This is a genomic window from Streptomyces ferrugineus (genome assembly GCF_015160855.1).
GTDB lineage: Bacteria > Actinomycetota > Actinomycetes > Streptomycetales > Streptomycetaceae > Streptomyces > Streptomyces ferrugineus.
Genome location: NZ_CP063373.1, coordinates 868208 through 890829, shown reverse-complemented (window position 1 = coordinate 890829; position 22622 = coordinate 868208). Strand labels below are relative to the sequence as shown.

General features: G+C 69.0%; 29 protein-coding genes and 1 pseudogene. 17 read left to right on the top strand and 13 right to left on the bottom strand.

Translation table 11 applies throughout. The features are described 5' to 3' along the window. Positions 1-16: 16 nt before the first annotated feature. Positions 17-1216: an MFS transporter gene (locus IM697_RS04285; protein ID WP_407699646.1), complete on the bottom strand. Its 1200-nt coding sequence runs from the start codon at positions 1214-1216 to the stop codon at positions 17-19. On the opposite strand from IM697_RS04285, the gene IM697_RS04280 reads away from it, so the two are divergent. Together IM697_RS04280 and IM697_RS04275 are read left to right on the top strand one after the other, a co-directional pair. Next, positions 1194-2216, top strand: coding sequence for a hypothetical protein (locus IM697_RS04280; protein ID WP_194044859.1), 1023 nt, complete (start codon positions 1194-1196; stop codon positions 2214-2216). The two genes, IM697_RS04285 and IM697_RS04280, sit on opposite strands and share 23 nt — an antisense overlap. Positions 2217-2300: 84 nt before the next feature. After that, on the top strand, positions 2301-3704 hold the full coding sequence (locus tag IM697_RS04275; protein WP_194044857.1) for a recombinase family protein: 1404 nt from the start codon (positions 2301-2303) through the stop codon (positions 3702-3704). A 181-nt stretch (positions 3705-3885) separates the two neighbouring features. Here IM697_RS04275 and IM697_RS46080 read toward each other — a convergent pair whose 3' ends face one another. The 5 genes from IM697_RS46080 to IM697_RS04250 form a co-directional block, all read right to left on the bottom strand. After that, positions 3886-4092, bottom strand: coding sequence for a DUF7848 domain-containing protein (locus tag IM697_RS46080; RefSeq protein ID WP_456114999.1), 207 nt, complete (start codon positions 4090-4092; stop codon positions 3886-3888). A 526-nt stretch (positions 4093-4618) separates the two neighbouring features. Continuing rightward, entirely contained in the window at positions 4619-5452 is an 834-nt protein-coding gene (locus tag IM697_RS04265) for a helix-turn-helix domain-containing protein (protein WP_194044852.1), read from the bottom strand. Next, positions 5449-5964, bottom strand: coding sequence for a DUF6879 family protein (locus tag IM697_RS04260; RefSeq protein WP_194044850.1), 516 nt, complete (start codon positions 5962-5964; stop codon positions 5449-5451). Before IM697_RS04260 ends, IM697_RS04265 begins: the two co-directional genes overlap by 4 nt. Further along, complete coding sequence (locus IM697_RS04255) at positions 5948-6154, bottom strand: hypothetical protein (protein ID WP_194044848.1); 207 nt, start codon at positions 6152-6154, stop codon at positions 5948-5950. Before IM697_RS04255 ends, IM697_RS04260 begins: the two co-directional genes overlap by 17 nt. A 127-nt stretch (positions 6155-6281) precedes the next feature. Beyond that, positions 6282-6476, bottom strand: coding sequence for a hypothetical protein (locus IM697_RS04250; RefSeq protein WP_194044846.1), 195 nt, complete (start codon positions 6474-6476; stop codon positions 6282-6284). Between the two features lie 664 nt (positions 6477-7140). Between IM697_RS04250 and IM697_RS04245 the strand changes: the two genes are divergently transcribed. From IM697_RS04245 to IM697_RS04190, 12 genes are all read left to right on the top strand, one after another. Continuing rightward, complete coding sequence (locus IM697_RS04245) at positions 7141-7329, top strand: helix-turn-helix domain-containing protein (RefSeq protein ID WP_194044844.1); 189 nt, start codon at positions 7141-7143, stop codon at positions 7327-7329. Further along, positions 7326-7589 carry a hypothetical protein gene (locus IM697_RS04240; RefSeq protein WP_194044842.1) on the top strand — a complete coding sequence of 88 codons (264 nt, stop codon included), beginning with the start codon at positions 7326-7328 and terminating at the stop codon, positions 7587-7589. The genes IM697_RS04245 and IM697_RS04240 overlap by 4 nt, the downstream gene beginning before the upstream one ends. Next, complete coding sequence (locus IM697_RS04235; protein ID WP_194044840.1) at positions 7586-7759, top strand: hypothetical protein; 174 nt, start codon at positions 7586-7588, stop codon at positions 7757-7759. Before IM697_RS04240 ends, IM697_RS04235 begins: the two co-directional genes overlap by 4 nt. 152 nt (positions 7760-7911) lie before the next feature. Next, the gene (locus tag IM697_RS04230) at positions 7912-9012 is read left to right on the top strand and encodes a hypothetical protein (protein WP_194044838.1); all 1101 of its coding nucleotides are present in this window, start codon (positions 7912-7914) and stop codon (positions 9010-9012) included. 93 nt (positions 9013-9105) lie between these two features. After that, positions 9106-9258: a hypothetical protein gene (locus tag IM697_RS04225; RefSeq protein WP_194044836.1), complete on the top strand. Its 153-nt coding sequence runs from the start codon at positions 9106-9108 to the stop codon at positions 9256-9258. A gap of 161 nt (positions 9259-9419) precedes the next feature. Beyond that, positions 9420-10001, top strand: coding sequence for a hypothetical protein (locus IM697_RS04220; protein WP_194044834.1), 582 nt, complete (start codon positions 9420-9422; stop codon positions 9999-10001). A gap of 326 nt (positions 10002-10327) precedes the next feature. Then, on the top strand, positions 10328-10468 hold the full coding sequence (locus IM697_RS04215; protein WP_194044832.1) for a hypothetical protein: 141 nt from the start codon (positions 10328-10330) through the stop codon (positions 10466-10468). After that, positions 10468-10710, top strand: a complete 243-nt coding sequence (locus tag IM697_RS04210; protein ID WP_194044830.1) for a hypothetical protein — start codon at positions 10468-10470, stop codon at positions 10708-10710. The genes IM697_RS04215 and IM697_RS04210 overlap by 1 nt, the downstream gene beginning before the upstream one ends. Before the next feature lie 63 nt (positions 10711-10773). Continuing rightward, positions 10774-11079: a hypothetical protein gene (locus IM697_RS04205; RefSeq protein WP_194044828.1), complete on the top strand. Its 306-nt coding sequence runs from the start codon at positions 10774-10776 to the stop codon at positions 11077-11079. A 347-nt stretch (positions 11080-11426) separates the two neighbouring features. After that, positions 11427-12089 carry a hypothetical protein gene (locus tag IM697_RS04200; protein ID WP_194044826.1) on the top strand — a complete coding sequence of 221 codons (663 nt, stop codon included), beginning with the start codon at positions 11427-11429 and terminating at the stop codon, positions 12087-12089. A gap of 14 nt (positions 12090-12103) precedes the next feature. Next, positions 12104-12529, top strand: coding sequence for a hypothetical protein (locus IM697_RS04195; RefSeq protein WP_194044824.1), 426 nt, complete (start codon positions 12104-12106; stop codon positions 12527-12529). Further along, the gene (locus tag IM697_RS04190; protein ID WP_194044822.1) at positions 12526-12696 is read left to right on the top strand and encodes a hypothetical protein; all 171 of its coding nucleotides are present in this window, start codon (positions 12526-12528) and stop codon (positions 12694-12696) included. The genes IM697_RS04195 and IM697_RS04190 overlap by 4 nt, the downstream gene beginning before the upstream one ends. A 491-nt stretch (positions 12697-13187) precedes the next feature. Here IM697_RS04190 and IM697_RS04185 read toward each other — a convergent pair. Continuing rightward, a pseudogene (locus IM697_RS04185) lies at positions 13188-13385 on the bottom strand (MFS transporter); the annotation flags it as partial. Between the two features lie 71 nt (positions 13386-13456). Between IM697_RS04185 and IM697_RS04180 the strand changes: the two are divergent. Next, the gene (locus IM697_RS04180; RefSeq protein ID WP_194044819.1) at positions 13457-14479 is read left to right on the top strand and encodes a GlxA family transcriptional regulator; all 1023 of its coding nucleotides are present in this window, start codon (positions 13457-13459) and stop codon (positions 14477-14479) included. A gap of 137 nt (positions 14480-14616) precedes the next feature. Here IM697_RS04180 and IM697_RS04175 read toward each other — a convergent pair whose 3' ends face one another. After that, entirely contained in the window at positions 14617-15129 is a 513-nt protein-coding gene (locus tag IM697_RS04175; protein ID WP_194044817.1) for a MarR family transcriptional regulator, read from the bottom strand. A 72-nt stretch (positions 15130-15201) separates the two neighbouring features. On the opposite strand from IM697_RS04175, the gene IM697_RS04170 reads away from it, so the two are divergent. After that, positions 15202-16041 (top strand): alpha/beta fold hydrolase, encoded by an 840-nt coding sequence (locus tag IM697_RS04170; RefSeq protein ID WP_194044815.1) that lies wholly within the window; start codon positions 15202-15204, stop codon positions 16039-16041. 31 nt (positions 16042-16072) lie between these two features. Here the strand turns inward: IM697_RS04170 and IM697_RS04165 are convergent, their stop codons facing one another. The 3 genes from IM697_RS04165 to IM697_RS04155 all read right to left on the bottom strand — a co-directional run bounded on the left by IM697_RS04165 (position 16073) and on the right by IM697_RS04155 (position 19301). Then, positions 16073-17122 (bottom strand): Zn-dependent alcohol dehydrogenase, encoded by a 1050-nt coding sequence (locus IM697_RS04165; protein WP_194044813.1) that lies wholly within the window; start codon positions 17120-17122, stop codon positions 16073-16075. Further along, on the bottom strand, positions 17122-18282 hold the full coding sequence (locus IM697_RS04160; RefSeq protein ID WP_194044811.1) for an acyl-CoA dehydrogenase family protein: 1161 nt from the start codon (positions 18280-18282) through the stop codon (positions 17122-17124). The genes IM697_RS04165 and IM697_RS04160 overlap by 1 nt, the downstream gene beginning before the upstream one ends. A 101-nt stretch (positions 18283-18383) precedes the next feature. Continuing rightward, positions 18384-19301, bottom strand: a complete 918-nt coding sequence (locus IM697_RS04155) for an SDR family NAD(P)-dependent oxidoreductase (protein ID WP_194044809.1) — start codon at positions 19299-19301, stop codon at positions 18384-18386. Positions 19302-19399: 98 nt separating this feature from the next. On the opposite strand from IM697_RS04155, the gene IM697_RS04150 reads away from it, so the two are divergent. Further along, entirely contained in the window at positions 19400-20326 is a 927-nt protein-coding gene (locus IM697_RS04150) for a cyclase family protein (protein WP_194044807.1), read from the top strand. A 444-nt stretch (positions 20327-20770) separates the two neighbouring features. Here the strand turns inward: IM697_RS04150 and IM697_RS04145 are convergent, their stop codons facing one another. After that, positions 20771-21232 carry an ATP-binding protein gene (locus tag IM697_RS04145; protein WP_194049578.1) on the bottom strand — a complete coding sequence of 154 codons (462 nt, stop codon included), beginning with the start codon at positions 21230-21232 and terminating at the stop codon, positions 20771-20773. Between the two features lie 509 nt (positions 21233-21741). Further along, positions 21742-22620 (bottom strand): acyl-CoA dehydrogenase family protein, encoded by an 879-nt coding sequence (locus IM697_RS04140; protein WP_194044805.1) that lies wholly within the window; start codon positions 22618-22620, stop codon positions 21742-21744. Positions 22621-22622 lie beyond the last annotated feature (2 nt).

The window sequence follows — 22622 nt, the reverse complement described above, 5'->3', positions numbered from 1 at the left end:
TTCCTTGCGGGTGGGTTCAGGACACGGCCAGTGCGGGCGCCGTACGCCGCCGGATCACCAGCGACATCAGCGCCGCCGCCGCGCACAGCGCACCCGACGCGTACCAGACCACGTCGTACGCGCCGAAGACGTCCCGCGCGACTCCGCCGAGGAAGGCCACCAGCGCGGCGCCGACCTGATGGGAGGCGAGGACCCAGCCGAAGACGATCGCGCTGTCGTCGCCGTACTGCTCACGGCACAGGGCGACGGTGGGCGGGACGGTGGCGACCCAGTCGAGGCCGTAGAAGACGATGAAGAACAGCATCGGCGGGCGGACCGACGGGGCGAGCAGCATCGGCAGGAAGAGGAGAGAGATGCCGCGCAGGGCGTAGTAGACGGCGAGCAGGCGGCGCGGCTCGAAACGGTCGGTGAGCCAGCCGGAGGCGATGGTGCCGACGACGTCGAACACGCCGATGACCGCGAGCAGTGAGGCGGCGGTGGTGATGGGCATGTGGTGGTCGTGGGCGGCGGGCACGAAGTGGGTCTGGATGAGGCCGTTGGTGGAGGCGCCGCAGATCGCGAAGGTGCCGGCCAGCAGCCAGAAGGGGCCGGTGCGGGCCGCCGAGAACAGGACGGTGACGGCCCGGCGGGCGGCGCCGCGCGCGGGCGGCGGCTTCGGTACGAACTCCTGCGCGCCGTACGGTTTCAGGCCCACGTCGGCCGGGTGGTCGCGCAGCAGCAGCCAGACGAAGGGGACGACCGCGAGGGCGGCGAGGGCGACCGTGATGGCGGCCGGGCGCCAGCTGTGCTCCTCGACCATCCAGGACAGCACCGGCAGGAAGATGAGCTGGCCGGAGGCCGAGGCGGCGGTGAGGATGCCGGTGACCAGGCCGCGGCGCTCGGTGAACCAGCGGTTGGTGACGGTCGCGGCGAAGGCCAGCGCCATGGATCCGGTGCCGAGGCCCACCAGCAGGCCCCAGCACAGCAGCAGTTGCCAGGCCGCCGTCATCCAGTACGTCAGTCCCGAGCCGAGCGCGATCACGCTCAGCGCGACGGCGACCACCCGCCGGATGCCGAAGCGGTCCATCAGGGCGGCGGCGAAGGGGGCCGTGAGGCCGTACAGGGCGAGGTTGACGGAGACGGCGGCGCCGATCGTGCCGCGCGACCAGCCGAACGAGTGGTGAGCCTCTGGGGCACTACTGAGGAGGCACCCAATGACCGAGCTCACCTGGCACAAGGACGCCAAGCCCAGCACCTACTACGCGACGCACAACGGGCGCCGCATCGCCACGGCGCGCAAGGAAGGCGGAGCGTGGATCGGAACCGTCGTCGGCCTTGGCTTCACCTTCGGCGGCCGTCGCCTCATGGACGTTAAGGAGCTGGCACAGCGCCACGTCGAGCGCAGCTACGGCACGGACGGTACGTGGACGATCCTCCCCGCTCGCGACCTGCGCCCCGGCATGGTGCTGGGCTGTGACACCTGGCGCGGTGAGGAGCGGGAGGTTGTGTCCGTCGAGGTGGACGCCGACGCGCAGGCGGTAGGGGTCGAGCTCTCCTCTGAGTCGTCGCGTGCGCTCGGCTTCAACCTCGATGCCACGTACGCCATGGACGCCATGGTGCGCGTGAAGGCTGCCCCCAAGCTCCCCGAGGTGGAGCCGGTCACGGAGCCGACCGAGGGCGCCATGCCGGTTGAGACTCAGTACGTCGAGCCTGGCGACGAGGTGGCCGTTCGTGGTCACGGCTTCCTGAAGGTCCGGGAGATTGGCAGCGTACGCGGTCGCCCTGGCTTCCTCCGCATGATCTTCGCCGAGGGGGTCGCCATGACCCGGTACTTCGCCGACGAGGTGCGAGTGAAGGGGGAGTCAGGGCCCCGTGCCGAGTGGGCCGAGTCTGAGGTAGGCCAGGTGATCGACCTGCGCCCCTTCACTGCCGTCGTCGACATGATCGCCGGTACCGGTGTCCTGATCTCCCCTCCGGCGAGCGATGACCTGTCCCTGTCCGAGGGCGGCGCCTCCCTGCATGACGCCTTGCTCGCCGATGCCTTCCGTCGCCTCTCCTCGCGCGGCGTCGAACCGCTCGAAGGTAAGAACGGCGGGCCGCTCCTCAAAGGGGTCACCGACGACGGCCGGAAGGTCTTCGGCCTCTACGTGTCCGACTGCATCACGACTGAGCCCGACTTCGAAGAGGTGGCCGTGTCCGTCGAGGCACTGCGACAGGCGGCCGGTCTCGCCGCCTGAGACGCAGCTCACGGGGAGGTCGGTACCGACTGGCCTCCCCCTCCCTCATCATCGAACACAGACCAGAGCAGGAGAGAGACCCCGGTGAACGTCACCATCTACGTACGGCTCAGCCTCGATCAGCACGGCGACGAGTTGGGCGTTCAGCGACAGACGGACGAGTGCAAGGCGTTCGCCGAGTCGCGAGGGTGGACCGTACGGGAGGTCATCGCAGACAACGACATCAGCGCCACCTCGGGCAAGGTGCGTCCGGGGTTCGAGCGGCTGTTGGCGTCCAAGCCGGAAGCGATCCTCTGTTGGCACACTGACCGGCTCATCCGTAAGACCGAGGATCTTGAACGGGTCATCGACCTGGGCGTGAACGTCCACGCGATCCACGCCGGACACCTGGACCTGTCCACCCCTGCCGGTAGGGCCACGGCCCGAACGGTCACGGCGTGGGCGACGTACGAAGGCGAGCAGAAGGCGCTACGGCAGATGGCGAGCAACCTTCAGGCGGCGAAGAACGGCACCCCTCACAAGGCAGGCATCCGCCCCTTCGGATACGCCGACGACTACGTGACCGTGATCGAGGCCGAGGCGGACGCGATCCGCAAGGGTGCCGAGATGGTTCTTCAGGGCGAGACCCTGGCCGCCGTGGGTAGGTACTGGACTGGCCTTGGTCTGCTCGCTCCCCGCTCCTCTTCCGGCAAGGCGAAGGGAGAGGCGGAGAGGTGGAGCACTGGCGGAGTGAAGAAGGTACTCGTCTCTCCCCGGTACATCGCTCAGGCCACCTACCGGGGCGAGATCGTGGGCGAGGGTCAGTGGCCCGCCATCCTGGACGAGGCGACGCACTACGCCCTCGTATCGGCACTGACCAACCCCAAGAGGTTCACGGGTGGCGCCCGTACCGGCAACGCCCCTCAGACCCTCCTCGCCGGTCTGGCCACCTGCTCGAAGTGCGGGGAGGCCGTGCGGGGCGGCATGTACCGAGGCACCCCGGTCTACCGGTGCGGACAGAAGCATGTGCGGGTACCGCGAGAGCTGGCCGACAAGCGGGCCGGTAACGCCGTTCTTGCCCGGCTCGTCTTCCCCGACTTCCTGTCCTCGATCCTCGCCGCCCGACAGGAGCAGGGCGACGACTCGGCCCACCTTCACGCCGAGGCTCAGACGCTCCGCGAACGGCTCGACGGCTTGGCCGTGGCCTACGCCTCGGGAGCCATCACCCTCTCGCAGATGACGGCCGGTACCGAGGCGATCCGGGCCCGGCTCGACGAGATCGACGAGAAGCTGTCCGGGGTCACTGGCCTGCCTCCGATCGACCCCGTGAAGGGCGTTGCTGCCCTGATTGAAGACTGGCCGGGCACTCCGCTTCCCGTCCGCCGAGCGTGGGTGAAGTTCGTACTCTCCGTCGAGATGCACCCCAACGGCTTCAAGAAGGCGAAGAACATGACCGTGGACGACTACATGACCGTGAGTTGGAACCACACCGCAGACGACGAAGAGTGACGGCCGGCTGAACTCTCCGCAGTCACCGACTCGACCCCGTCAGGGCCCGTTGCTGGGCGTCTGGCGGGGTCTCTGCGTTCAGCACAGAGCCCCTGCCGGTCACGGGGGAACGACCGACAGGGGCTCTCAACCGGCACGGCTCGGCAGTCTTCGCCGCCCCGAGGCGTGCCGGGGTGTGCGGTTACTCGGCTCGCTCGACGAGAGCGAGCGACGTGCACAAGCGCCGGAATGTCGCGTGCCCTGTCCGGCCGGTGTGGCTCATGCACTCGATGTCGACCGCCGCCCCGTCCTCTGAAGGGGTCGCCTTCCACTCGCACGTCAGGCAACCGGCCTCAAAGGTGACGTCAGAGTCTGGCTGCTGTGTGATCCGGTGCTTCACGTACCGCATGACGGAGCGGGTCACCGAGCGCTCTCCGGCGTCCGCATGGCTTCGGCGATCTGCTCGGCCACTTCCGCGCGCACCATGCCTACGTGCACGTACGGGGTGCCCTTATGGGTGACCATGGGGCGCACGGTGCCCCAGACGCTCTCAGGCACGCCGAGGGCGGCCAATGCCGCCCGCAGTGCCTCAGCCGCGCCAACGGCCCGTGAGCGGGCATCTCGCCACGTCTCCATGTCCATTACTCGGCCCCGTGGTCTTCCCGAAGATGCATCCGGAGAGCCACGTTCGCGTCTGACACCTTCGAGTAGTCCCCGATCGATCGGGCGTTGGCTCGGGTCACGGCGATGTCGAGGCACTGGCGACAACCCGCGACGGGGTCCGGGTCTCCCTCCGGAAGCGTCAGGTTCACCGGCCCTGCCATCGTCGTCTTGGGTGTGCTCATTCCTTACAGCCTCCCCGACTTCGTGTCTGCCGAAGAATGATCCCGTGGAATGTGCAACGGATGGCGCTTCATGCGCGTTGTCGACTGAACTCATGCACGGCAGGCGGCCGACCACTCGGCGAGCCTCGCCCGAAGTTCCTCCCCGAACAATGCGCATTCCTCGTATCCCGCGAATTCCTTCAGGTAGGTCTGAACGTCTCGGCCGTCACGCAGTACCAGACTCCCCGCCGAAGTCTCGATGGTGACCAAGGAAGCGTCGTAGATCGTGAAGGTATTCAGCGGAACTCTGGGCGTTACTGCCCCCACGGGAATCACGCCGATGCGCACATTCGGCAGGTAGGACAGGGAGCCCAATCGGTCCATCTGCTCGGCCAGAGGCAACGGCGAAACTACCGGCCAACGAATCGCCTGCTCGGTCAGAAGGAATGTGAACTGTTTCGAAGCGTCGTAGAGAACGGCTTGCCGTTCCAACTTCCCTGCCACTGCCTTGCTCGTATCGGCCGGTGAGTGAGCGAGGCTGGCCCGTACGTACTCCGGTGTAGCGAGTAGGCCGGTAACCATCGAGAGCAGGAAGTAGCGCATGTGCGCCGAGGACGCTTCGAGACCCTTCAACTCGGCCTGTCGCGTCCCTAGTCCCTTACGCCGTAGCTCTCGAAGGTTCCGCCATTCAGTGTTCGCCAGACGGGCGAGCGCGGAGACTTCGGCGACGAGTTCGGGCGGGGCGTCCAAGGCTCTCAGGATCGCCTCTACATCGACCAGAGACGGCCGTGTGCGGCCGTTCTCAATCCGGCTTACCTTGGACTGAGACATGTTGCAGCGCGCGGCGAGCCGATCCCCTGAGAGACCGGCTCGCTTGCGCAATTCTCGGAGCAGCGAAGCAAGTTCCGGGCCGGACTCGCCAAGCTGCTCAGCTTCGAACGTCACCCCTTCACGTACTCCAAGAATGGAACCGACTCGGCAACGGCAATTCGTTGGTACTCGATGTAGTCGGCCGGCTCGCCTTCGTACAGTTCGCGGCTGATCTGCGTTCCGTCGTCCTCGTAGTGCATGAGAACGACCGTCGAGCGGTCGAACATCCAGAAGTCCCGGACTTCCGGCAAGGGATTCTCTCGGTCGGTCACGTCGAGAATTCGGACGTCTTCCCCGGCGAGTACGTGAGGGGCGTAATACCGAGAGAACTCGAATTGCAGATACTCGGAGAGCGGCCGAGTCACGATGTGTACTCGCCCCTTACGCTTCCCCTCACCGCGTATCCGCTTCAGGTCTTCCGTGTATGCGGACGAGTAGGCGTGCGGGTCGATTCGCTTACCGGCCCGGAAGGCTTCGAGCTCTTCGGACTCCTGCGGTACGAGGTACTGCGGAAGGGTCTCCAGTCGCCACGCCTCGGACTGGAATCCTCGGAGCGTCGCCCGCCACTCGTCACCATCCAAGAGCACGAATTGCCTCCCGAAGAACGCTCTCGGGAATCTCCACAAGCCCTTCCCCTTGCGGCGGAGTGAAGGCGTTGGACACGTCGCCCTGAACGACGAACGTTCCTCGCTCCGTGCGGTACAGGTTCGGGCAGTCGTCTTCGCCGCACTCCCCATTGCCGTTGCCGGTAAGCCGAGTCAGTTCTTCGCGTGCCATGCGAAACCCCCTTGTCTGTCGGCCCCGTTGGGCCGTTGGGCACGACCGTACGAGGGTCGAGCTCGGCCGTCCATGCACGTTCGTGGGTATGCACGTTGTTGCATGAAGTGCCCGGCGTGGCGTCGTCTCACGGGAGCAGGGGGCGCCCCTCCTGTGCGGCCCTGATGTGCTCGGGATTCAGCGCGCCCTCGCCGTACCGGGCGGTGAAGGCGCGCACACGGCTGAGGGGGGAGTCTGGAGGGGGCGGCTCCTCGCTCACGGTGACGCCGAGGATCAGGGCGCCGAAGGCGGCGCCTACGTCTTGCGGGCTGTCCATGTCCATGGGGGCACGGTAGGCCGAGGGTGCGACAGTCAGGTGATCAGCCTCACGCTGACTCGACCCTGACTGACGGCCCGCCCATTGGCTCTCTGTAGGTAGAGGGTGATTCGCTCGACCGGCAGGTGACCGGCGTCACAGCGGCTCGACCCGGACAAGTGCCCCGCTCATCCCGGACTTGTAAGTGAGGGTGTTTCGCTCCTCGCTCGACAGGTGACCGGCGTCACAGCGGGTCCGTCCTGACCGAGCAGGGTCGGGCCCCGTATCAGTAGGTAGAGGGTTCAATTAAGAGCCAGTGACCAGCGTCACAGTGACTCGACCCGGACGAACCATGATCCAACTGCCACCAGTAAGTAGAGGGGTTCGCTCCTCGCTCGCCCGACCCTGATCCGGTCGGGCGTCTCTCTCCCGTGCGTCACACCTGATGACGTCCCCTGATTCCTCCCTTCACGGTGCGCTCGTTCTGTTCGGGTTCCTGGCGCACCCCCTGTCTCGTCCGTGCGGGTTTGGTCACCCGAGGCGCTGTCACGCACGCGGACGAGACACAGACACCCCTCGTCGGTACCGGTCCCTCCTTGGCGGTACTGGCGGGGGGCGTCTCTCTTGGGCCCGAACACCTGATGACAACCCACGACACAGCCTCGCGCCCGAGGCGGGAAGGAGGCCCTTCGTGTTCCAGATCGAGGGCACCAACTACATGACCGTTCGGGAGACGGCACGCCGCCTCGGAGTCCACCCCGGCACGGTCCGCAACTGGCGCTCGGATGGCGTCGAGCCGATCGAGGGCGTGAAGCTCGGCGCCTCGGTGCTCTACCGACAGGCGGACGTCGAGAAGCTAGCTGAGGAGCGTGCCAAGTGAGCCGACGCGACAACGGCGACATCTGGTCCAACACGAACCAGGCCGCTCGATGGCTGAACGTCCACCATGGCCTGTTCCGCGCTTTCGTCTGGGACTGCCGTCTGAGCGGTCGACTCCCCGACGCCTTCGACTACGACACGGCCCAGACGCCGACCGTCATGGTCAACCAGTCCTGGGTCTACACCAACTGGGAGACCTTCCATGCCGACTGGTCCGCCTTCTGTGACGAGTCGAGGCGAAGGAAGGAGACGGCAGCGTGAGCCGCTACGGCACGACGAGATCGAGCTACGGCAGGGAAGCGCACCCCGGCGCGATCGTTCGGCCCGAGCCCCTGACCGACACCTGGCGAACCTCCCGCGAGATCGAAGCCGAGCTGAATCCGGAAGACGCCGAACAGCACGACGAAGACGGCGGCTGGATCACCCCGTAACAGCCCCTCCCGCCCCTCTGGCTACCGATGGCCACAGGGGCTCTCTCATGCCCGCATGCAGCCGCACAGAGCCTCACAGGCAGGCCGGCTCGCACGCGCGTGATACCACACACCAACCCCGGACACCAGTCCGAGAACGGAGACCCGAACCAGTGGCTACCACCAAGGCCAACACCATCGCCGACGTCATCAAGCAGTCCGAGGCCGAGCACGCCAAGAAGGTCAAGGGCTACGGCGCCGACCTGCTGGCCACCCGTGAGGCTGCCGAGCGATTCGCCACCGAAGCCGCTCAGGCCGAGGAGAAGCTGAACGGCCACCGCGCCACCCTGGGCCGAGGAGACGACTCCGTGAGCCCCGAGGCGTTCGCCGCCGCGTTCCACAACGTCGAGCGAACCTCTCTCCTGCGGGACGGTTCGAAGCGCAGGCTCGCCGCCCTGGAGCGCACCCCGGCCCACGCCGATAAGCACGTTGCCGAGCGCATCGCCGAAGCCGTCCGCGCCATCGTCCCGAGTGACGTCGAGGTGATCCCCACCTTCGCCAACGTCCGCACCTTCGAGACCGATCACGCGGCCGTCGTCGTCGTGCAGGACTCCCCCACCGTCTTCACTGGCGGTCGCGAGTCGGCAGGCGTCACCGTCCGAGTCTTCCGCAACAAGCGGTACGCGCGGATGCTCGACCGGTCGAAGCTGGCGAACGCGATCACGGCCCGAGGGTGGCACGTCCCCGGCGCTCACGTCCCCGGCGACAAGATGAGCGAGACCCCCGGCGTGGGAGTCGACGAGATCAAGGTTCAGGGCGTGTCCGTGTTCGACGCGATACCGACCCTGAAGAACGACCCGACCGAGCACGTACTTCGACAGGCAGCGGGCACCCTGGCGTACGAGGCTGGCGCCCGAGTCGACGCGGGTGGGCCGGTCAGCCTGATGCCCGTCTCGGGTGGCGGTGTCCGTACCGGTCAGTTCCAGATCAGGGTGAAGGGCGTCAAGCACGACTCCCGCACGGTCAAGGGTGAGCGCACGACCGAGGTGATCGCCGAGGTGGCGTTCCAGACCAACACGCTCAGCCTGCCGACCGGCGAGGTTCGGAAGGCCATCATCGACGCTGCACAGACACTGCCCGGTCGCTTCCTGGAGAGTGCGGGAGTCGTGGCCGAAGGGGTGCAGATCAAGCACCTGAGCGACCCGGTCGCGGTGTCCGGTGTCGAGCACACCATGGCGGTTCGGTTCTCCGTGAAGTCCAAGACCGGCGCCTGATCCCTCAGCTTCCCTCCGAGTGGTCCGCCTCGGGGGGTTGCTGGGGCCGATCAGACCACGGTCCCGACCCGAACCCGAACGGAGAACTTCCCCATGGCCATCGTCGTCGCCCTGCTCTTCGCCGCCTTCCTCGTCGAGTCCGTGGCCGTCGCATCCCTCATGACCCGTGCACTCCTCCCCGCCGAGTTCACCCCCTCGCAGATCCGAGCCAAGGCGAAGCGCGACGCCATCCGCGCCAACCGCTGACAAGCCCGGCCGCGTACGTCGACCGCATGCCCGGTCACGTACATACGTCTTCCACTTGACGTACAGGGGCGCCCTGCTCGACCACTGAGCGGGGCGCCCCTTCGCATGCCCACAACCCGAAGGAGACCCGAACCCCCTTGCGTAGCAACCGAATCCGCCGAGTGGCCGTTGTGCTGCTCGGCCTGTTGATCCTGCTGGTCCTGTCCGGCGCGTTCGTCGCATCGTGGCCGAGCCTCATGTACGCCGCCGAAGCTGTGCACCTGTCAGGATGGGGCGCCATCGGGTACAGCGTGGTTCCGGACTCGGCCGTCGTGATCGCCCTCGTAACGCTGCTCTTGCTGCGGCATGACCTGAAGGCCCGGCGCCTCGCGTTCGCCACCCTGGCGACGTTCACCGCCGCCTCGCTCACCCTGAACGAAGCTCACGCGCTCGGCCTGTACGAGGGTCGCCCCGTGTGGCTCCTTGCCGTGGCTGGTGCTCTGCCGGTCGTCGGCATTCTGCTTGCCTCTGACTTGCTCGTCCGCGCCGTGGCCGTGCTCGCTCCGGCGCTCGAAGAGCTCGACGAGACCGAGGCTCAGCCCGTCGTCGAGACTCCGGCCGTCGAGGCTGCCCCGGCCGTCATGACCGCCGAGGAGTTCGAGGAGCACCAGGCCGCCATCCTCGCCGAGCTCGAAGCCGAGAAGGAGGCTGCCGCCCCTCACGCCGAGCGGCCCTCTCGTACCGGTCGCGGTCACTTCGTCTGAGCCGCGCCGAGCCTGGTGGAGTGGTGAAGGCCGAGCCGAACGCTGGCACTTGACCCCCACTGAACCGAGGGGGCCGTGACTACGCTCCGCTCAGCCGGCCGTCGACTCGGAGTGACTGAGCTTGACGGATGACCATCTGATCATGTAGGAACTTCCTTCCGCCCGACCGAGGGCGGACACCGTGACTCCCACCCTCTGAGGTGGTCGAGTCGGCTCCTCCGAGAGAAGCCAAGGGACGCCAAGGGCAGCCCATCCGGACGGTCAGTGTCCGGCAGTGCGTAGCGGTACGCGCGATCTCCCACCACACGAAGGAGGTCGCAACACCGATGAAGAGCCAGTACGAGTGCATCAGCCCCACCGACAACCCGAACGATCACGACGAGTGCCCGGAGTGCGGGTGCTGCTGGTGTGCGTGGGATGTCGCCTGCGACTGCGCGGACTGCGAGTGCAAGGGCGGTCGCGCCTGATGCAGTCCATCCCCGCGACCCTGAACCTGCCCGCCCTGGCGACTGCGTACGAGCAGGCTCGGGAGCGGTTCGCCTACTACGCCGAGCTCGCCGAGAAGGGCGATCCGGGGTCGATCCTGTCTGCCCGCTACCTCCTGCTCGGCTGGTCCGAGGTCTGGGACCTGTTCAACGAAGTCGGGTTGCCTGTCGGCGACGTTGACGCCGTCGAGCTCCCCCCTCTGTCCGAGGAGGTGGCCGAGTAAGTGGCGATCAACTTCGGCAGTAACCGACCCTGGGGAGCCGTCTCTCAGACCGAGTACCGGCGCATGGCCCGAGACCCGCGACACGACCGTGTGTACCGACTGCACTTCGCCGCCATCGGGTGGGCGAACCAGATCGGTCACAGCGACTTCAAGGGCGAGCGTCTGGCCGAGATCCTGGTGGACAAGAACGGCGTCATTCCGGACTCGCAGAACGTCTCCAAGGCCATCCGCAAGGCGAAGTCCATGGGACTGATCGGGGCGAACTCCAAGGCCGCGTGCCTGGTGCTCCCCTCGTCCATGTTCCAGAAGGCGAGCGTGGGCGGCCGGACATGCTCGGCTCACAACCTGAGCGGGCGGACGGCTGCCTGAAGGTGTCCTGTGGGGACACCCTACGTGTCCTGTTGGGACACCCTGCACCCGATCTGACCTGGGAGAACGTTGGCTCCCTCTTACTCTACTTACAGGGAACTTCCAATCTCTTCCCCCTGGGCCGCCTGTCGGCGGCCGTCAAGCCGTAGGCGCAACGGCGAAGTGATCAGTAGCTCTGACAGGTGGCGCCCCTTCGGGGGCGCCCTCTTCGTCTTGCCCCCTTACTCACTGGGGGCGCGGTAGCGCCCCACTTCCCGAAGACCCTCACGGCAAGCGACTTCACCTTGCCGTTGCAGCCCTGCCCAGGTGGCGCCCGACAGGGCGCCCCAACAGAAGGAGATTCCACAGTGAACGACCACAACACCGAGCGCGCCTGTCGGCAGTGCGGCGGCTCCCTGGAAGGCAAGCGAGCCAACGCCGAGTTCTGCTCGTACACCTGCCGAGACCGAGCCCGCAGGCAGCGCGACCGCGAGGCAGGCAAGGTGACGTACGTCCGCAAGGGCCGGAACAACCCTCGCCCCGGCGCTCGCAAGTACGACCGAGGTTGGGTCTCGCCGTCCGGCGCCCTGACCCTCGTCAGCCGCGACGGCGACCGAGCGGTGTTCAAGTGCGAGTGCGGCAGCTACAAGCCGCTCAGCATCCGCAACGTGGCCACGGGGCGCACGGCCAACTGTGCCGACCGAGCCAACCACCCAGACCCCCGAATCAAGGGCGACGTCATCGCCTACACCACCGCTCACGCCCGAGTGAAGGCCGAGCACGGCCCCGCCTCGGACTGGCGCTGCGCCTGTGGCTGCGACCGACAGGCCGAAGAGTGGGCGTACCTCGGGACCGACCCCGAGCCGAAGGTGTCGACGCACGCCGACTCCGAGGGCTCCCTGTACTCCACCGACCCCGAGCACTACGCCCCGCTCGCCAAGCCCTGTCACCGCAGATTCGACGTGTGGCAGGCGCAGCGCCGCACCGGCCTCCCTCTCGCCCTCGTCATCGCCGAGACCCTGGCCGCCTGAACTACCCGAAGGAGTTGATCCCCCTGTTCCTCGTCTCCCACGTCCACCACGCCGCCCGACACGCGGCCGAGGACTTCGCAACCCTGCTCGACTCGCTCACCCTGTCCGATGTCGACGTCCGGCTGATCTCCGCCGATGCCCACCAGGGCCGAGGCTCTGCCCGCTGGCTCGACGTCGAGCTGTACGTCATGAAGGGGCACGGCTACCCGAACGCCGACCTGACCGACTCGCTCTCGGCCGTCCCGCTCGTCCTGGACGTCGTCACCGGCCACGAAGTGAAGGGCTTCGGTTCGGTCTCTGGTGGCGCTCTCGTCGGCTCGCACGGCATCCGTGAGGGTCTGGCGCTTCACCTCCGGCTCGACGTCGAGGGCGAGGCATCCGCCCTCTTCCCGCTCGACCCCCGCGAGGCTCCGACCGTCCCCGAGGTGGTGGCCGCGTGAGCCGACGAACCTACGCCCTGACGACCGACCCGAAGGAACTGGAGCGCCGAGCCGTCGAGGCTCTGTGCATGGCGTGCGCTCGACCCCTCCCAGAGGACGCGGCCATGCACCGTGCCTACTGCGATGCCACCTGCCGCAAGCGGTACAACCGCTTCATGGCCGCCTGAGCGGCCCCATGTCCCGATCAACCCCCCGGACTGGCCCCAGAATTTCGGCCGGCTGGGGGTCCTTCTGTGCGTTGACCTGCGGTTTTGCGTTCCCACCCCCATGTCACGATCGACCCTGTTACTGGGGCTGGATGGGAGCCGCTAAGACGTGGCGGTCAGGAAGCCGACGCTCAGGGGGTCATACCCCACCCCTCACGCTCGACTCGACGCACACCAGGGCTCGCACACCGGCTCGGGATGGCCGCCAGCGACCGTGAGATAGCCACTCACACACATGTCAGCCCAAGTCTTCGGCCACTCCCTCAACGGCCAGCACACAGCCACACAGCAGCGCCAACACACAGAGCCCCGGCCCTTCCTGGTCATCGCGACTTGGGAAGTCGGGGCTCTTCTGTCGTTGTGAGCTCGACCACATCGAGGAGGCTCGGGCTTGACAAGGACTCACCCCCTCATGGAGAACTGAGCCTGCAAGTTCGTTCCCCCAAGCCTCACCACACGAACTCCTCGTTCAGCGGGTCGATGAGCAGCCCCGGCAGGGAGCGGAAGGCGGCGGCGCCGAGGATCGTCACGAAGGTGACGGCGGCGACGAACCAGGCGCGGTGGATCCGGGTACGACGGGACGCCGGTGAGGACTTGTCGACGGTGCCGGCGGTGGCGGCGGTGGCGGTGGCTTCGGTTGTCTGCGTCACGTCAACGAGCTTCGGGCATGCGCCGACGCAGATCGATTGGCCCGAAGGACAGCATTCGTTAGGATCGGGCCATGAGCAGTGAGTCGGAGCCCCGTCCGTCCTCGGACCTTCGCCCGCACCGCGTCGTCGTCCTCGCCCTCGACGGCCTCCTCCCCTTCGAGCTGGGCATCCCGCACCGGATCTTCGGCCGCCCCAAGGACGCGCGGGGCCGGCACCTGTACGAGGTCGTCACCTGCTCGATCCGGCCGCCGGGCCCGGTGCGGACCGACGCGGACTTCGCCATCCAGGTCGAGCACGGCCCCGAGGCGCTGGCCACCGCCGACACCGTGATCGTCCCGGCGTCGTACGAGCTGGGCCCGGTCTTCGAGGAGGGCGTCCTGACCGCCGAGCTGGCCGCCGCGCTCGCCCACATCCGCCCCGGCACCCGGCTCGCCTCCATCTGCACCGGCGTCTACGTCCTCGCCGCGGCCGGCCGGCTCGACGGGCGCCCGGCGACCACGCACTGGGCCGACGCCGAGCGCTTCCAGCGGCTGTTCCCGCGGGTCGAGGTCGACGCGGATGTCCTCTTCATCGACGACGGTGACGTGCTGACCTCGGCCGGCGTCGCCGCCGGCATCGACCTGTGCCTGCACATGGTGCGCCGCGACCACGGCACGGCGATCGCCAACGACGTGGCCCGCCGCACGGTCGTCCCGCCGCACCGGGACGGCGGCCAGGCGCAGTACATCCACCGCCCCGTCCCCGACCCCCAGCAGTCGTCCACGACCAACGCCCGCGCCTGGGCCCTGGGCCGCCTCCACGAGCCCATCCAACTGCGCGACATGGCCGACCAGGAGGCCATGTCGGTACGCACTTTCACCCGCCGCTTCCGCGAGGAGGCCGGCATCAGCCCCGGCCAGTGGCTCACCCAGCAACGCGTCGAACGAGCCCGCCACCTCCTGGAGTCCACCGACCTCTCGGTCGACCAGGTGGCCAGGGACGCGGGCTTCGGTACGGCCCAGTCGATGCGACAGCATCTGCAGGCGGCCCTGGGCGTGACGCCGACGGCGTACCGGCGCACCTTCCGCCGTTCGGCGGGGGTTCGGGCCGCTTAGTGGCCGCGGGGTGCCGCCGCCCTGGCCCGACACCTTGGCCCGACCCCCTGGCCCGACACCCTGCGAGGGAGCCTTGGGATCGGGCAGGCGTCATCGCCCTGATGGCGTCCCTCCTCTACGAGTACGTGCTCCTCATGTCAGCGCCCCCCTGAGCCGCCGGCCCCGTCACCCGCCGCCCGGCCGGAGCCGCCTCGCTGAACCCGGCGCCGCGCCTCGGACACATCGCGCATCGCCACCAGAAATCGCCGCACCGTGGCCAGCTCCCCCTCGTCGAAGGACCGCATCTCGGCGACCATCTCCTCGATCAGCGGCCCGAAGAACGACCAGCCCAGGGTGACGGCCTCGTCCCGTACGACCAGCAGCACCCGGCGGCGGTCGCGGGTGTCCCGTTCCCGGCGCACCAGCCCCAGCCGCTCCAGACGGTCCACCAAGGCCGTGGTCGACGCCGAGTTCACGCCCAACTGCGCTCCGAGCCATCCAGGAGTGGCGTCCACGCTCTCCCGGCGGGCGTCCAGGAGGTGGATCAGGGCGCGCACGTCCGTGGAGTGAAGGCCGTTGCGGGCGGCGAACTCGGCGGCGAAGAGGTCCAGTTCCACGGTGACGGCCCGCAGCAGATGGACCAGTTGGAGTCCGGGGTCCTGGTCATCCATGCGCATGCTCCCGTAATATCTCGATGATCGAGATTATTGACTGTCGAGCAATCATAGGCGGGGACCGGGAACATGGATCACGAGGCGGTCTTCCACGCGGCGTACGACGCCGTCCTGCGACGCTGGCCCGTCGACGTGCACAGCGTCGACGTTCCGTCCCCGTACGGCACCACCCGCGTCCAGATCTGCGGCCGGGAGGACGGCGCACCGGTCGTGCTGCTGCCCGGGGGCGGGGCGACCTCGGTGGTCTGGTTCGCCAACGTCAAGGACCTGGCCGCCGCCCATCGGGTCTACGCAGTCGACCTGATCGGCGACATCGGCCGCAGCGTGCACGACGGGGCGCCGCTGCGGGGCGCCGACGACCTGGTGGCATGGCTCGACACGCTCTTCGCCGAGCTCGGCCTCGACGGGGCGCACCTGTGCGGGCACTCCTACGGCGCCTGGATCGCCCTGAACTACGCGCTGCACGCGCCCCAACGGCTCGGCAGGCTCGCGCTGCTCGACCCGACCAACTGCTTCACCGGCATGCGCCCGCGCTACCTCGTGCACGGGCTGCCGACCCTCCTGCGGCCCACCGCCGAGCGCATCCAGGCCTTCCACCGGTGGGAGACCGGCAGCGACCCCGAGGACCCGGCGTGGCGGACGTTCCTGGACAGCACCGCCGGAGCCCGGCGGTCGAAGGTCGTCGCCATGCGCCGCCCCAAGGCCCGGGACTTGAGGGCCTGCACCGTCCCGGCCCTGGTGCTCCTGGCCGGACGCAGCCGGGCTCACGACGCGCGGCGGGCGGCAGCCGCAGCGCGCCGGCTCCTGCCCGAGGCGGGCGTCGTCACTCTGCCCGACGCCTCTCACCACTCCCTCCCCACCGAGCGACCTGCCGAACTCAACCGCCTGTTGGCGGAGTTCCTGGCGTAGGAACCGCGTCCCGGACGCCGAAGCGGCGCCCTCAGAACATCAACACCCCCCGCGCCACCTTTCCCGCCTCCGCGTCCGCCACCGCCTTCTCGAAGTCCTCCACCGGATACGTCTGGGTCACGAGCTCGTCCAGCAGCAGCCGCCCGGCCCGATACAGCTCGGCGTACAGCGCGATGTCCCGCTGCGGCCTCGACGACCCGTACCGGCAGCCCAGGATCGACTTGTCCAGGTACATGGAGGAGACGAGGAAGGACGCCTCGGCCGTGGCCGCCGGCACCCCGAGCAGTACGGCCTGCCCATGCCGGTCGAGCAGATCGACGGCGGCCCGGATCAGCTCGACCCGCCCCACGCACTCGAAGGCATGGTCCGCCCCCGTCGGCAGCAGTTCCCGCACCCCCTCCACCGACGTCAGGAAGTCCGTCGCCCCGAACTGCCGTGCCACCGCCTCCTTCGCCGGATTGGCGTCCACCGCCACGATCCGCAGCGCCCCCGCGATCCGGGCCCCCTGGATGACGTTGAGCCCGATCCCGCCGGCGCCGATCACGACCACCCGGTCCCCGCGGTCGACCCGCGCCCGGTTCAGCACGGCGCCCACACCCGTGAGCACCCCGCAACCGATCAGCGCGGCGGACGACAGCGGAATGTCCCTCGGAATCCGAACCGCCTGCACGGCCTTCACCACGGTCCGCTCCGCGAAGGCGGAATTGGAGGCGAACTGGAACACCTCCCGCTCACCCCGCCGGAACGGCCGCCCCGGCCGCCCTATGGCCTGCCGGCACATGGTCGGCCGCCCACGGTCGCATTCGGCACACACACCACAGTTGGCCAGCGTGGACAGAGCCACATGGTCCCCGGGCCCGACATGGGTGACACCCACACCCACCGCCTCCACCACGCCCGCGCCCTCATGGCCCAGCACCACAGGAACGGGGAAGGGTATGGTCCCGTCCACCACGGACAGATCGCTGTGACACAACCCGGCCGCCGAGATGGCCACCAGCACCTCACCCGGCCCCGGGTCCCGCACCTCCAGATCGTCCACGACCTCGACCCGCTTGCCGTCGTACATCACCGCGCGCATCAGACGACCCCCTTGGGCTCCCTGGGCAGGCCGAGCACCCGCTCGGCGATGATCGTGCGCTGAACCTGGTCCGAACCCCCGTAGATCGTGTCGGCGCGGGAGAAGAGGAACAGATGCTGCAGGGCGTCGAGTTCATACGGCGACGAGGGCGCCCACTCCCGCGGCCCCACGCTCGCCCCGGCGCCCCGCACCTGCATCGCCAGCTCCCCGAGCCGCTGATGCCAGCCACCCCACAGCAGCTTGGAAACGCTGGGCGCTCCCGCACCTCCCGCGCCCGCCGAACCCCCCAGGGTCCGCAGGGCGTTCCACCGCATCACCCGCAACTCGGCCCACTGCCGCACCAGCCGCTCCCGTACGACCGGATCCCGCACGGCACCGGACCGCACCGCGGCCTCCACGACCCGCCCCAACTCCCCCGCGAACCCGATCTGCTGGGCGAGGGTCGACACCCCCCGCTCGAACCCGAGCAGACTCATCGCGACCTTCCACCCCGCGCCCTCACCCCCGACGACATGCTCCGCGCGGGCGTGCGCGCCGTCGAAGAACACCTCGTTGAAGTCGCTGGTCCCGGTCAGCTGCCGAATCGGCCGCACCTCGACACGCCCCGGCTGATCCATCGCAACGAGCAGGAAGCTCAGGCCGTGATGGCGACGCGACTCCGCCTCGGTGCGGGCCAGCACGAAGCACCAGTCGGCCTCATGCGCGAGGGAGGTCCAGATCTTCTGTCCGGTGATCCGGTACGTCCCGTCGGAAGCGCGCTCGGCCTTGGTGCGCACCCCCGCGAGATCCGACCCCGCCCCGGGCTCGCTGTATCCCTGACACCACAGCTCCTCACCGACGGCTATCGGCGGCAGGAACCGCGCCTTCTGTTCCTCGCTCCCCTGCGCGAGCAGGGTCGGCGCCAGCAGGTTCTCCCCGATGTGCCCCGACCGCGACGGCGCCCCCGAACGCGCGTACTCCTCGGCCCACACCACCTGCTGGGTGAGCGTGGCGGTCCGGTTCCCGTACCCACCCGCACCCCACCCGAGCCCGATCCAGCCGGCTTTCCCAAGGGTCCGTTCCCAGGTACGACGGTCCTGCTCGCCCTCGACATGCCTGGCGAGCCACCCGCGAGCTTCCAGCCGGAATGCCTCGTCCTCAGCGGTGAAACCAAATTCCACGGCTACCTCCAAAGCGACGGTCGGATCTCCCACCTAGGGGCGGGGAACTGCGCGACCAGCTGCAAACCGCCCGCAGCCGCCCTCTCGGAACACCCCGCGAGCTATTGGGCGTTAGGCCGCGAACCCTCCCGCGCCGCCCTCTCCATCGCCTCCAACCGAGCCAGCATCGGCATCGGATCCACCCCCACGGACCCCGGCAGACACTCCGCGATCCGCTCCGGCGTCCAGGACGCCCCGTCGGCATACGCCGCACGCAACTCGCGCGGCTGCGCCCAAACCGCGATCTTCGGCCCCGCGACGGTGTAGACCTGCCCCGTGACCCCCTGCTCCCGAGCCGCGTCGGACAGCAGATACACCACCAGGGCCGCCACGTCCTCCGGCTCCCCGATCTCCGCCAGTTCCATGGGCACGTTGGCCGACATCCGCGTACGAGCGACCGGGGCGACGGCATTGGCGGTCACCCCGTACTTGTGCAGGCCCAGCGCGGCGCTCCGCACGAGCGAGATGATCCCGCCCTTGGCCGCGCTGTAGTTGGCCTGCGAGACCGAGCCCTGGTGGTTGCCGCTGGTGAACCCGATCAGGGTGCCCGCCCGCTGCCTCCGCATCACGGCCGACGCGGCCCGGAACACGGTGAACGTCCCCTTCAGATGGGTGGCGACCACCGGGTCCCACTCCTCCTCGGTCATGTTGAACAGCATCCGCTCGCGCAGGATCCCGGCCACGCACACGACTGCGTCGATCCGCCCGTAGGCCGACAGGGCCGCGTCCACGACCCGCTGCCCGCCCGCCATCGTGGACACGTCGTCGGCCACGGCGACCGCCTCCCCGCCCGCCGCCTCGATCTCCTTGACGACGGCTTCGGCGACCTCGCTGGTGGGCGAGACGCCGTCCATGGAGACGCCGTAGTCGTTGACGACGACCCGTGCCCCTTCGGCCGCGGCGGCCAGCGCGACCGCCCGTCCGATGCCCCGCCCCGCACCCGTCACGGCGACGACCTTGCCTGCCAAGAAGTTCCCCACGCCCCGGCCCCTTCCCGCAGTTTCTGACGGTCCGTTAGATTCGCCTTCAGATTCTACGACCCGTCAGATACGCGGAGACAAGCCCCCGGGGAGGACCGATGTCACTGCCGGCCGCGTTCCACGAGATCGCCAAGCGCGTGAACAACTGGGGCCGTTGGGGGTCCGATGACGAGATCGGCACCCTGAACCTGATCACCGACGAGGTGGTCCGCGAGGCGGCCGCCTGCGTCCGCACCGGCCGCCGGGTCCCGCTCGCCCTGCCCCTGCAGCAGGACGGCGTGCAGACCGGGATGATCCCGGGACGCGTCAATCCGCTGCACGCCATGGTGCAGATCAACCAGGAGCTCTTCGGCCCGGGAACCGTCGCGTGCAGCGACGACGCGGTGACCATGGGGCTGCAGGCGGCCACCCACTGGGACGCGCTCCCCCATGTCTCACACTCGGGCCGGCTCTACAACGGCCGCCCCGCCGACACCATCACCCCGCACGGCGGCGCCGAGTTCAGCGGCATCGACAAGGCGCGGCACATCGTCTCGCGCGGGGTGCTGCTGGACGTGGCACGCGCGCGTGGCGTCGCCCGGCTGGACGGCGGGCACGCGGTCAGCCCGGAGGACCTGGAGGCGGCCGAGGAACTCGCGGGCACGCGCGTGCGCGCCGGCGACATCGTCCTCGTACGGACGGGGCAGATCCAGGTCTATCTCGCCGGGGACAAGCACGCGTACGGCTATCCCTCGCCCGGTCTGTCGATCCGCACTCCGGAGTGGTTTCACGCGCGCGATGTGGCGGCCGTCGCGAACGACACGCTCACGTTTGAGATATTTCCTCCCGAGACCGAGGATCTGTGGCTGCCGGTGCACGCGCTCGACCTGGTGGAGATGGGGATGCTCCAGGGGCAGAACTGGAATCTCGAAGAGTTGTCCACAGCCTGTGGAGAAGAGGGCCGCTACGTGTTCCTGCTGTCGGCGATGCCCGAGCCCTTCGTCGGCGGCACGGGGACTCCCGTCGCACCCGTGGCCGTGCTCTGACCCTCCGACACGTCACCAACGCCCCCGCGCGGGGCTCCCCATGAGGTCGGCTGGCGGCGCGGCTCCCCCAGCTCTCGGCCACGCCCGAACGGGGAGGCGCCCCATCCACCCCGAGCACGTCGCCGCGCGCCGCCATCCGACTCCGGCGTACCCTCCCGACCTCTCCTGCCCCCGGGAGGGACCGACGCCGAATCACGACCCACGCTCGGCGAGGGCTTCCGTCACCGAAGTCCTCGTCGTCCCCTCGCGGCGAATCGCTGAGCACAAGCGTGATCAACCGGACACGCCTCGTCAACACCCACTTGGGAATTTGTTACTTTCGCCCTATTTACGGGAGCCGCGCACGGGAGCATGCACAGGCGCACCGACACTTACCGGCCTGAACGGGACAGCGCTTTCTGCAACCGTGCACCTGATCCGGCGCAATTGCCGCACCGTGCGCCGTCACACCGCCTCGTACGCGAGCCCTTCGTAGGCCGACGCCCCACTCCCGTAGGCGGCAGCGGCGCCCGGCGACTCCGCGTCGCGGTCCAGTTCGCACCAGATCCGCTTGCCGGCACCCTCGGAGCACCAGCCCCAGCGGTCCGCGAGTCCGTCGACGAGGGCTAGTCCGCGACCGCCGGTGGCGTCACCGTCGGCGCATCGGGGCACGGGGGCACGGCCGCTGCGGTCGGCCACCTCGAGGCGAACGGTGGTGTCGTCCTGGGCCGCTCCCGGCAGGGACAGCCGCAGCACGGCCGGACAGCCGGTGTGCACCACGGCGTTGGTGACCAGTTCGGAGACGAGCAGGATCAGCGTCTCGGCGAGCGGCTCGTCGGCACCTATCCCGGACCCGGCGAGCCGCGAGCGGGCCCACCGCCGGGCTCGCCCCACCTCAGCGGGGTCGGGCCGGATCTCCAGCTGCACTTGAAGCACCTGCACCGCTCACACCATCCGAACCGGCGGACACTTGGCCCCGCGCCTCACGAGGGCCACGATCCTAGCCATTTTTTTCATGGCCAGAACAATGGCCAAAGCCAGGGTCACGGAACGTGAATCCCTTGGCTGACAGCATGGTTGACGTACAGTCACCCCAACAAGCGCTTCGGGCATATTCCAGCGTGAAGGAGTACCCGTGCGGCATACTGTGCGACGCTTGTCGCGGGGAGTCGAACAGGCGGGGGCAGACCGCCCTCCAGCCTTGCGAGGAACGGCGCGCACCGCCGGATCCGGAGCCGCCTCAAGGGCCACTCCGGCATGGCTCGTGCTCGGAACCACTCGCATCCCACACAAGGTACCGGAGCGGACCGCCGACTCCAGGCCGTGACGAGTCACGCATAGGACACAACCCGATATCAACGCTCCGTAATTCCGGTATGCCACGATCCGCGACATCCGCGTAGGGGCCGTCAGCGACACCGCAGACCAGAGACGCTTCAGGCCGGCTCGGCGAGCAGCTCGGCCGCCATCCGCTCCTCACTGTCCGTAGCGGACCCCGTACGGTGCGTCCGCACCCATGTGCGCTTCAGATGCAGATGGACCTCGAACTCCCAGGTGAATCCCATGCCGCCGTGCACCTGGAGGCAGTCGCGGGCGCCGCGCGCCGCGGCCTCGTCGGCGAGCAGCCGCGCGGTGTCGACGTCGGCCGGGTCGGCGGTGACGGCCGCCGCGTACACGGCGGCACGGGCCGTCTCCGTCCGCACCAGCATCTCCGCGCACAGATGCTGCACCGCCTGGAAGGCCCCGATCGGCCGCCCGAACTGCTCGCGGGTCCGGGCGTGTTGCGCGGCCAGCTCGCACACGCGTGTGGCGCTGCCCAGTTGTTCGGCGGCGGTGAGGAGTACGGCGGCCGGGTCGACGCCGGCGCCCTCGGGCGCCCGGTGCAGGGGCGTCAGCGGGTCGACCGATCTCAGCGGTACGGCCCCTGCCGCCTCCCCCCGTACGACGTCCGCCTCCGCCAGCCACTCCACCAGTCCGCTTCCGCCGACGTCCGCCACGACCGCCTCCCCGTCGGCCGCGCCCGGCACGCCCCCCGCCGCGAGATGGGTGGCCACCAGCGGCCCCGGCAGCAGCGCCCGCCCCGCCTCCTCGAAGGCCAACACCGCCTCGGGCAGCCCGAGTCCGACGCCGCCCCGCTCCTCCGGCAGCCGCAGCGCGAAGAACCCGGCCGCGCCCAGCTCCCGCCACAGCGCCCGGTCCAGGCGCCCGGGCTCCTCGACGGCGACCCGCAGCGCCTGCGGGCCGAAGCGCCGCGTCAGCAGCTCGCGTACGCCCTCGCGCAACGCCCGCTGGTCCTCGGTCAGTTGGAAACGCATGG

Bases quoted from the DNA above. Each gene is read 5' to 3' on its own strand.
- IM697_RS04205 (WP_194044828.1), top strand. From the start codon at position 10,774: ATGGCCCGAGACCCGCGACACGACCGTGTGTACCGACTGCACTTCGCC.
- IM697_RS04225 (WP_194044836.1), top strand. From the start codon at position 9,106: ATGGCCATCGTCGTCGCCCTGCTCTTCGCCGCCTTCCTCGTCGAGTCC.
- IM697_RS04165 (WP_194044813.1), bottom strand. From the start codon at position 17,122: ATGCGCGCGGTGATGTACGACGGCAAGCGGGTCGAGGTCGTGGACGAT.
- IM697_RS04210 (WP_194044830.1), top strand. From the start codon at position 10,468: ATGCAGTCCATCCCCGCGACCCTGAACCTGCCCGCCCTGGCGACTGCG.
- IM697_RS04255 (WP_194044848.1), bottom strand. From the start codon at position 6,154: ATGGCACGCGAAGAACTGACTCGGCTTACCGGCAACGGCAATGGGGAG.
- IM697_RS04170 (WP_194044815.1), top strand. From the start codon at position 15,202: ATGGATCACGAGGCGGTCTTCCACGCGGCGTACGACGCCGTCCTGCGA.
- IM697_RS46080 (WP_456114999.1), bottom strand. From the start codon at position 4,092: ATGCGGTACGTGAAGCACCGGATCACACAGCAGCCAGACTCTGACGTC.
- IM697_RS04280 (WP_194044859.1), top strand. From the start codon at position 1,194: ATGACCGAGCTCACCTGGCACAAGGACGCCAAGCCCAGCACCTACTAC.
- IM697_RS04250 (WP_194044846.1), bottom strand. From the start codon at position 6,476: ATGGACATGGACAGCCCGCAAGACGTAGGCGCCGCCTTCGGCGCCCTG.
- IM697_RS04175 (WP_194044817.1), bottom strand. From the start codon at position 15,129: ATGGATGACCAGGACCCCGGACTCCAACTGGTCCATCTGCTGCGGGCC.
- IM697_RS04140 (WP_194044805.1), bottom strand. From the start codon at position 22,620: ATGCGTTTCCAACTGACCGAGGACCAGCGGGCGTTGCGCGAGGGCGTA.
- IM697_RS04215 (WP_194044832.1), top strand. From the start codon at position 10,328: ATGAAGAGCCAGTACGAGTGCATCAGCCCCACCGACAACCCGAACGAT.
- IM697_RS04180 (WP_194044819.1), top strand. From the start codon at position 13,457: ATGAGCAGTGAGTCGGAGCCCCGTCCGTCCTCGGACCTTCGCCCGCAC.
- IM697_RS04150 (WP_194044807.1), top strand. From the start codon at position 19,400: ATGTCACTGCCGGCCGCGTTCCACGAGATCGCCAAGCGCGTGAACAAC.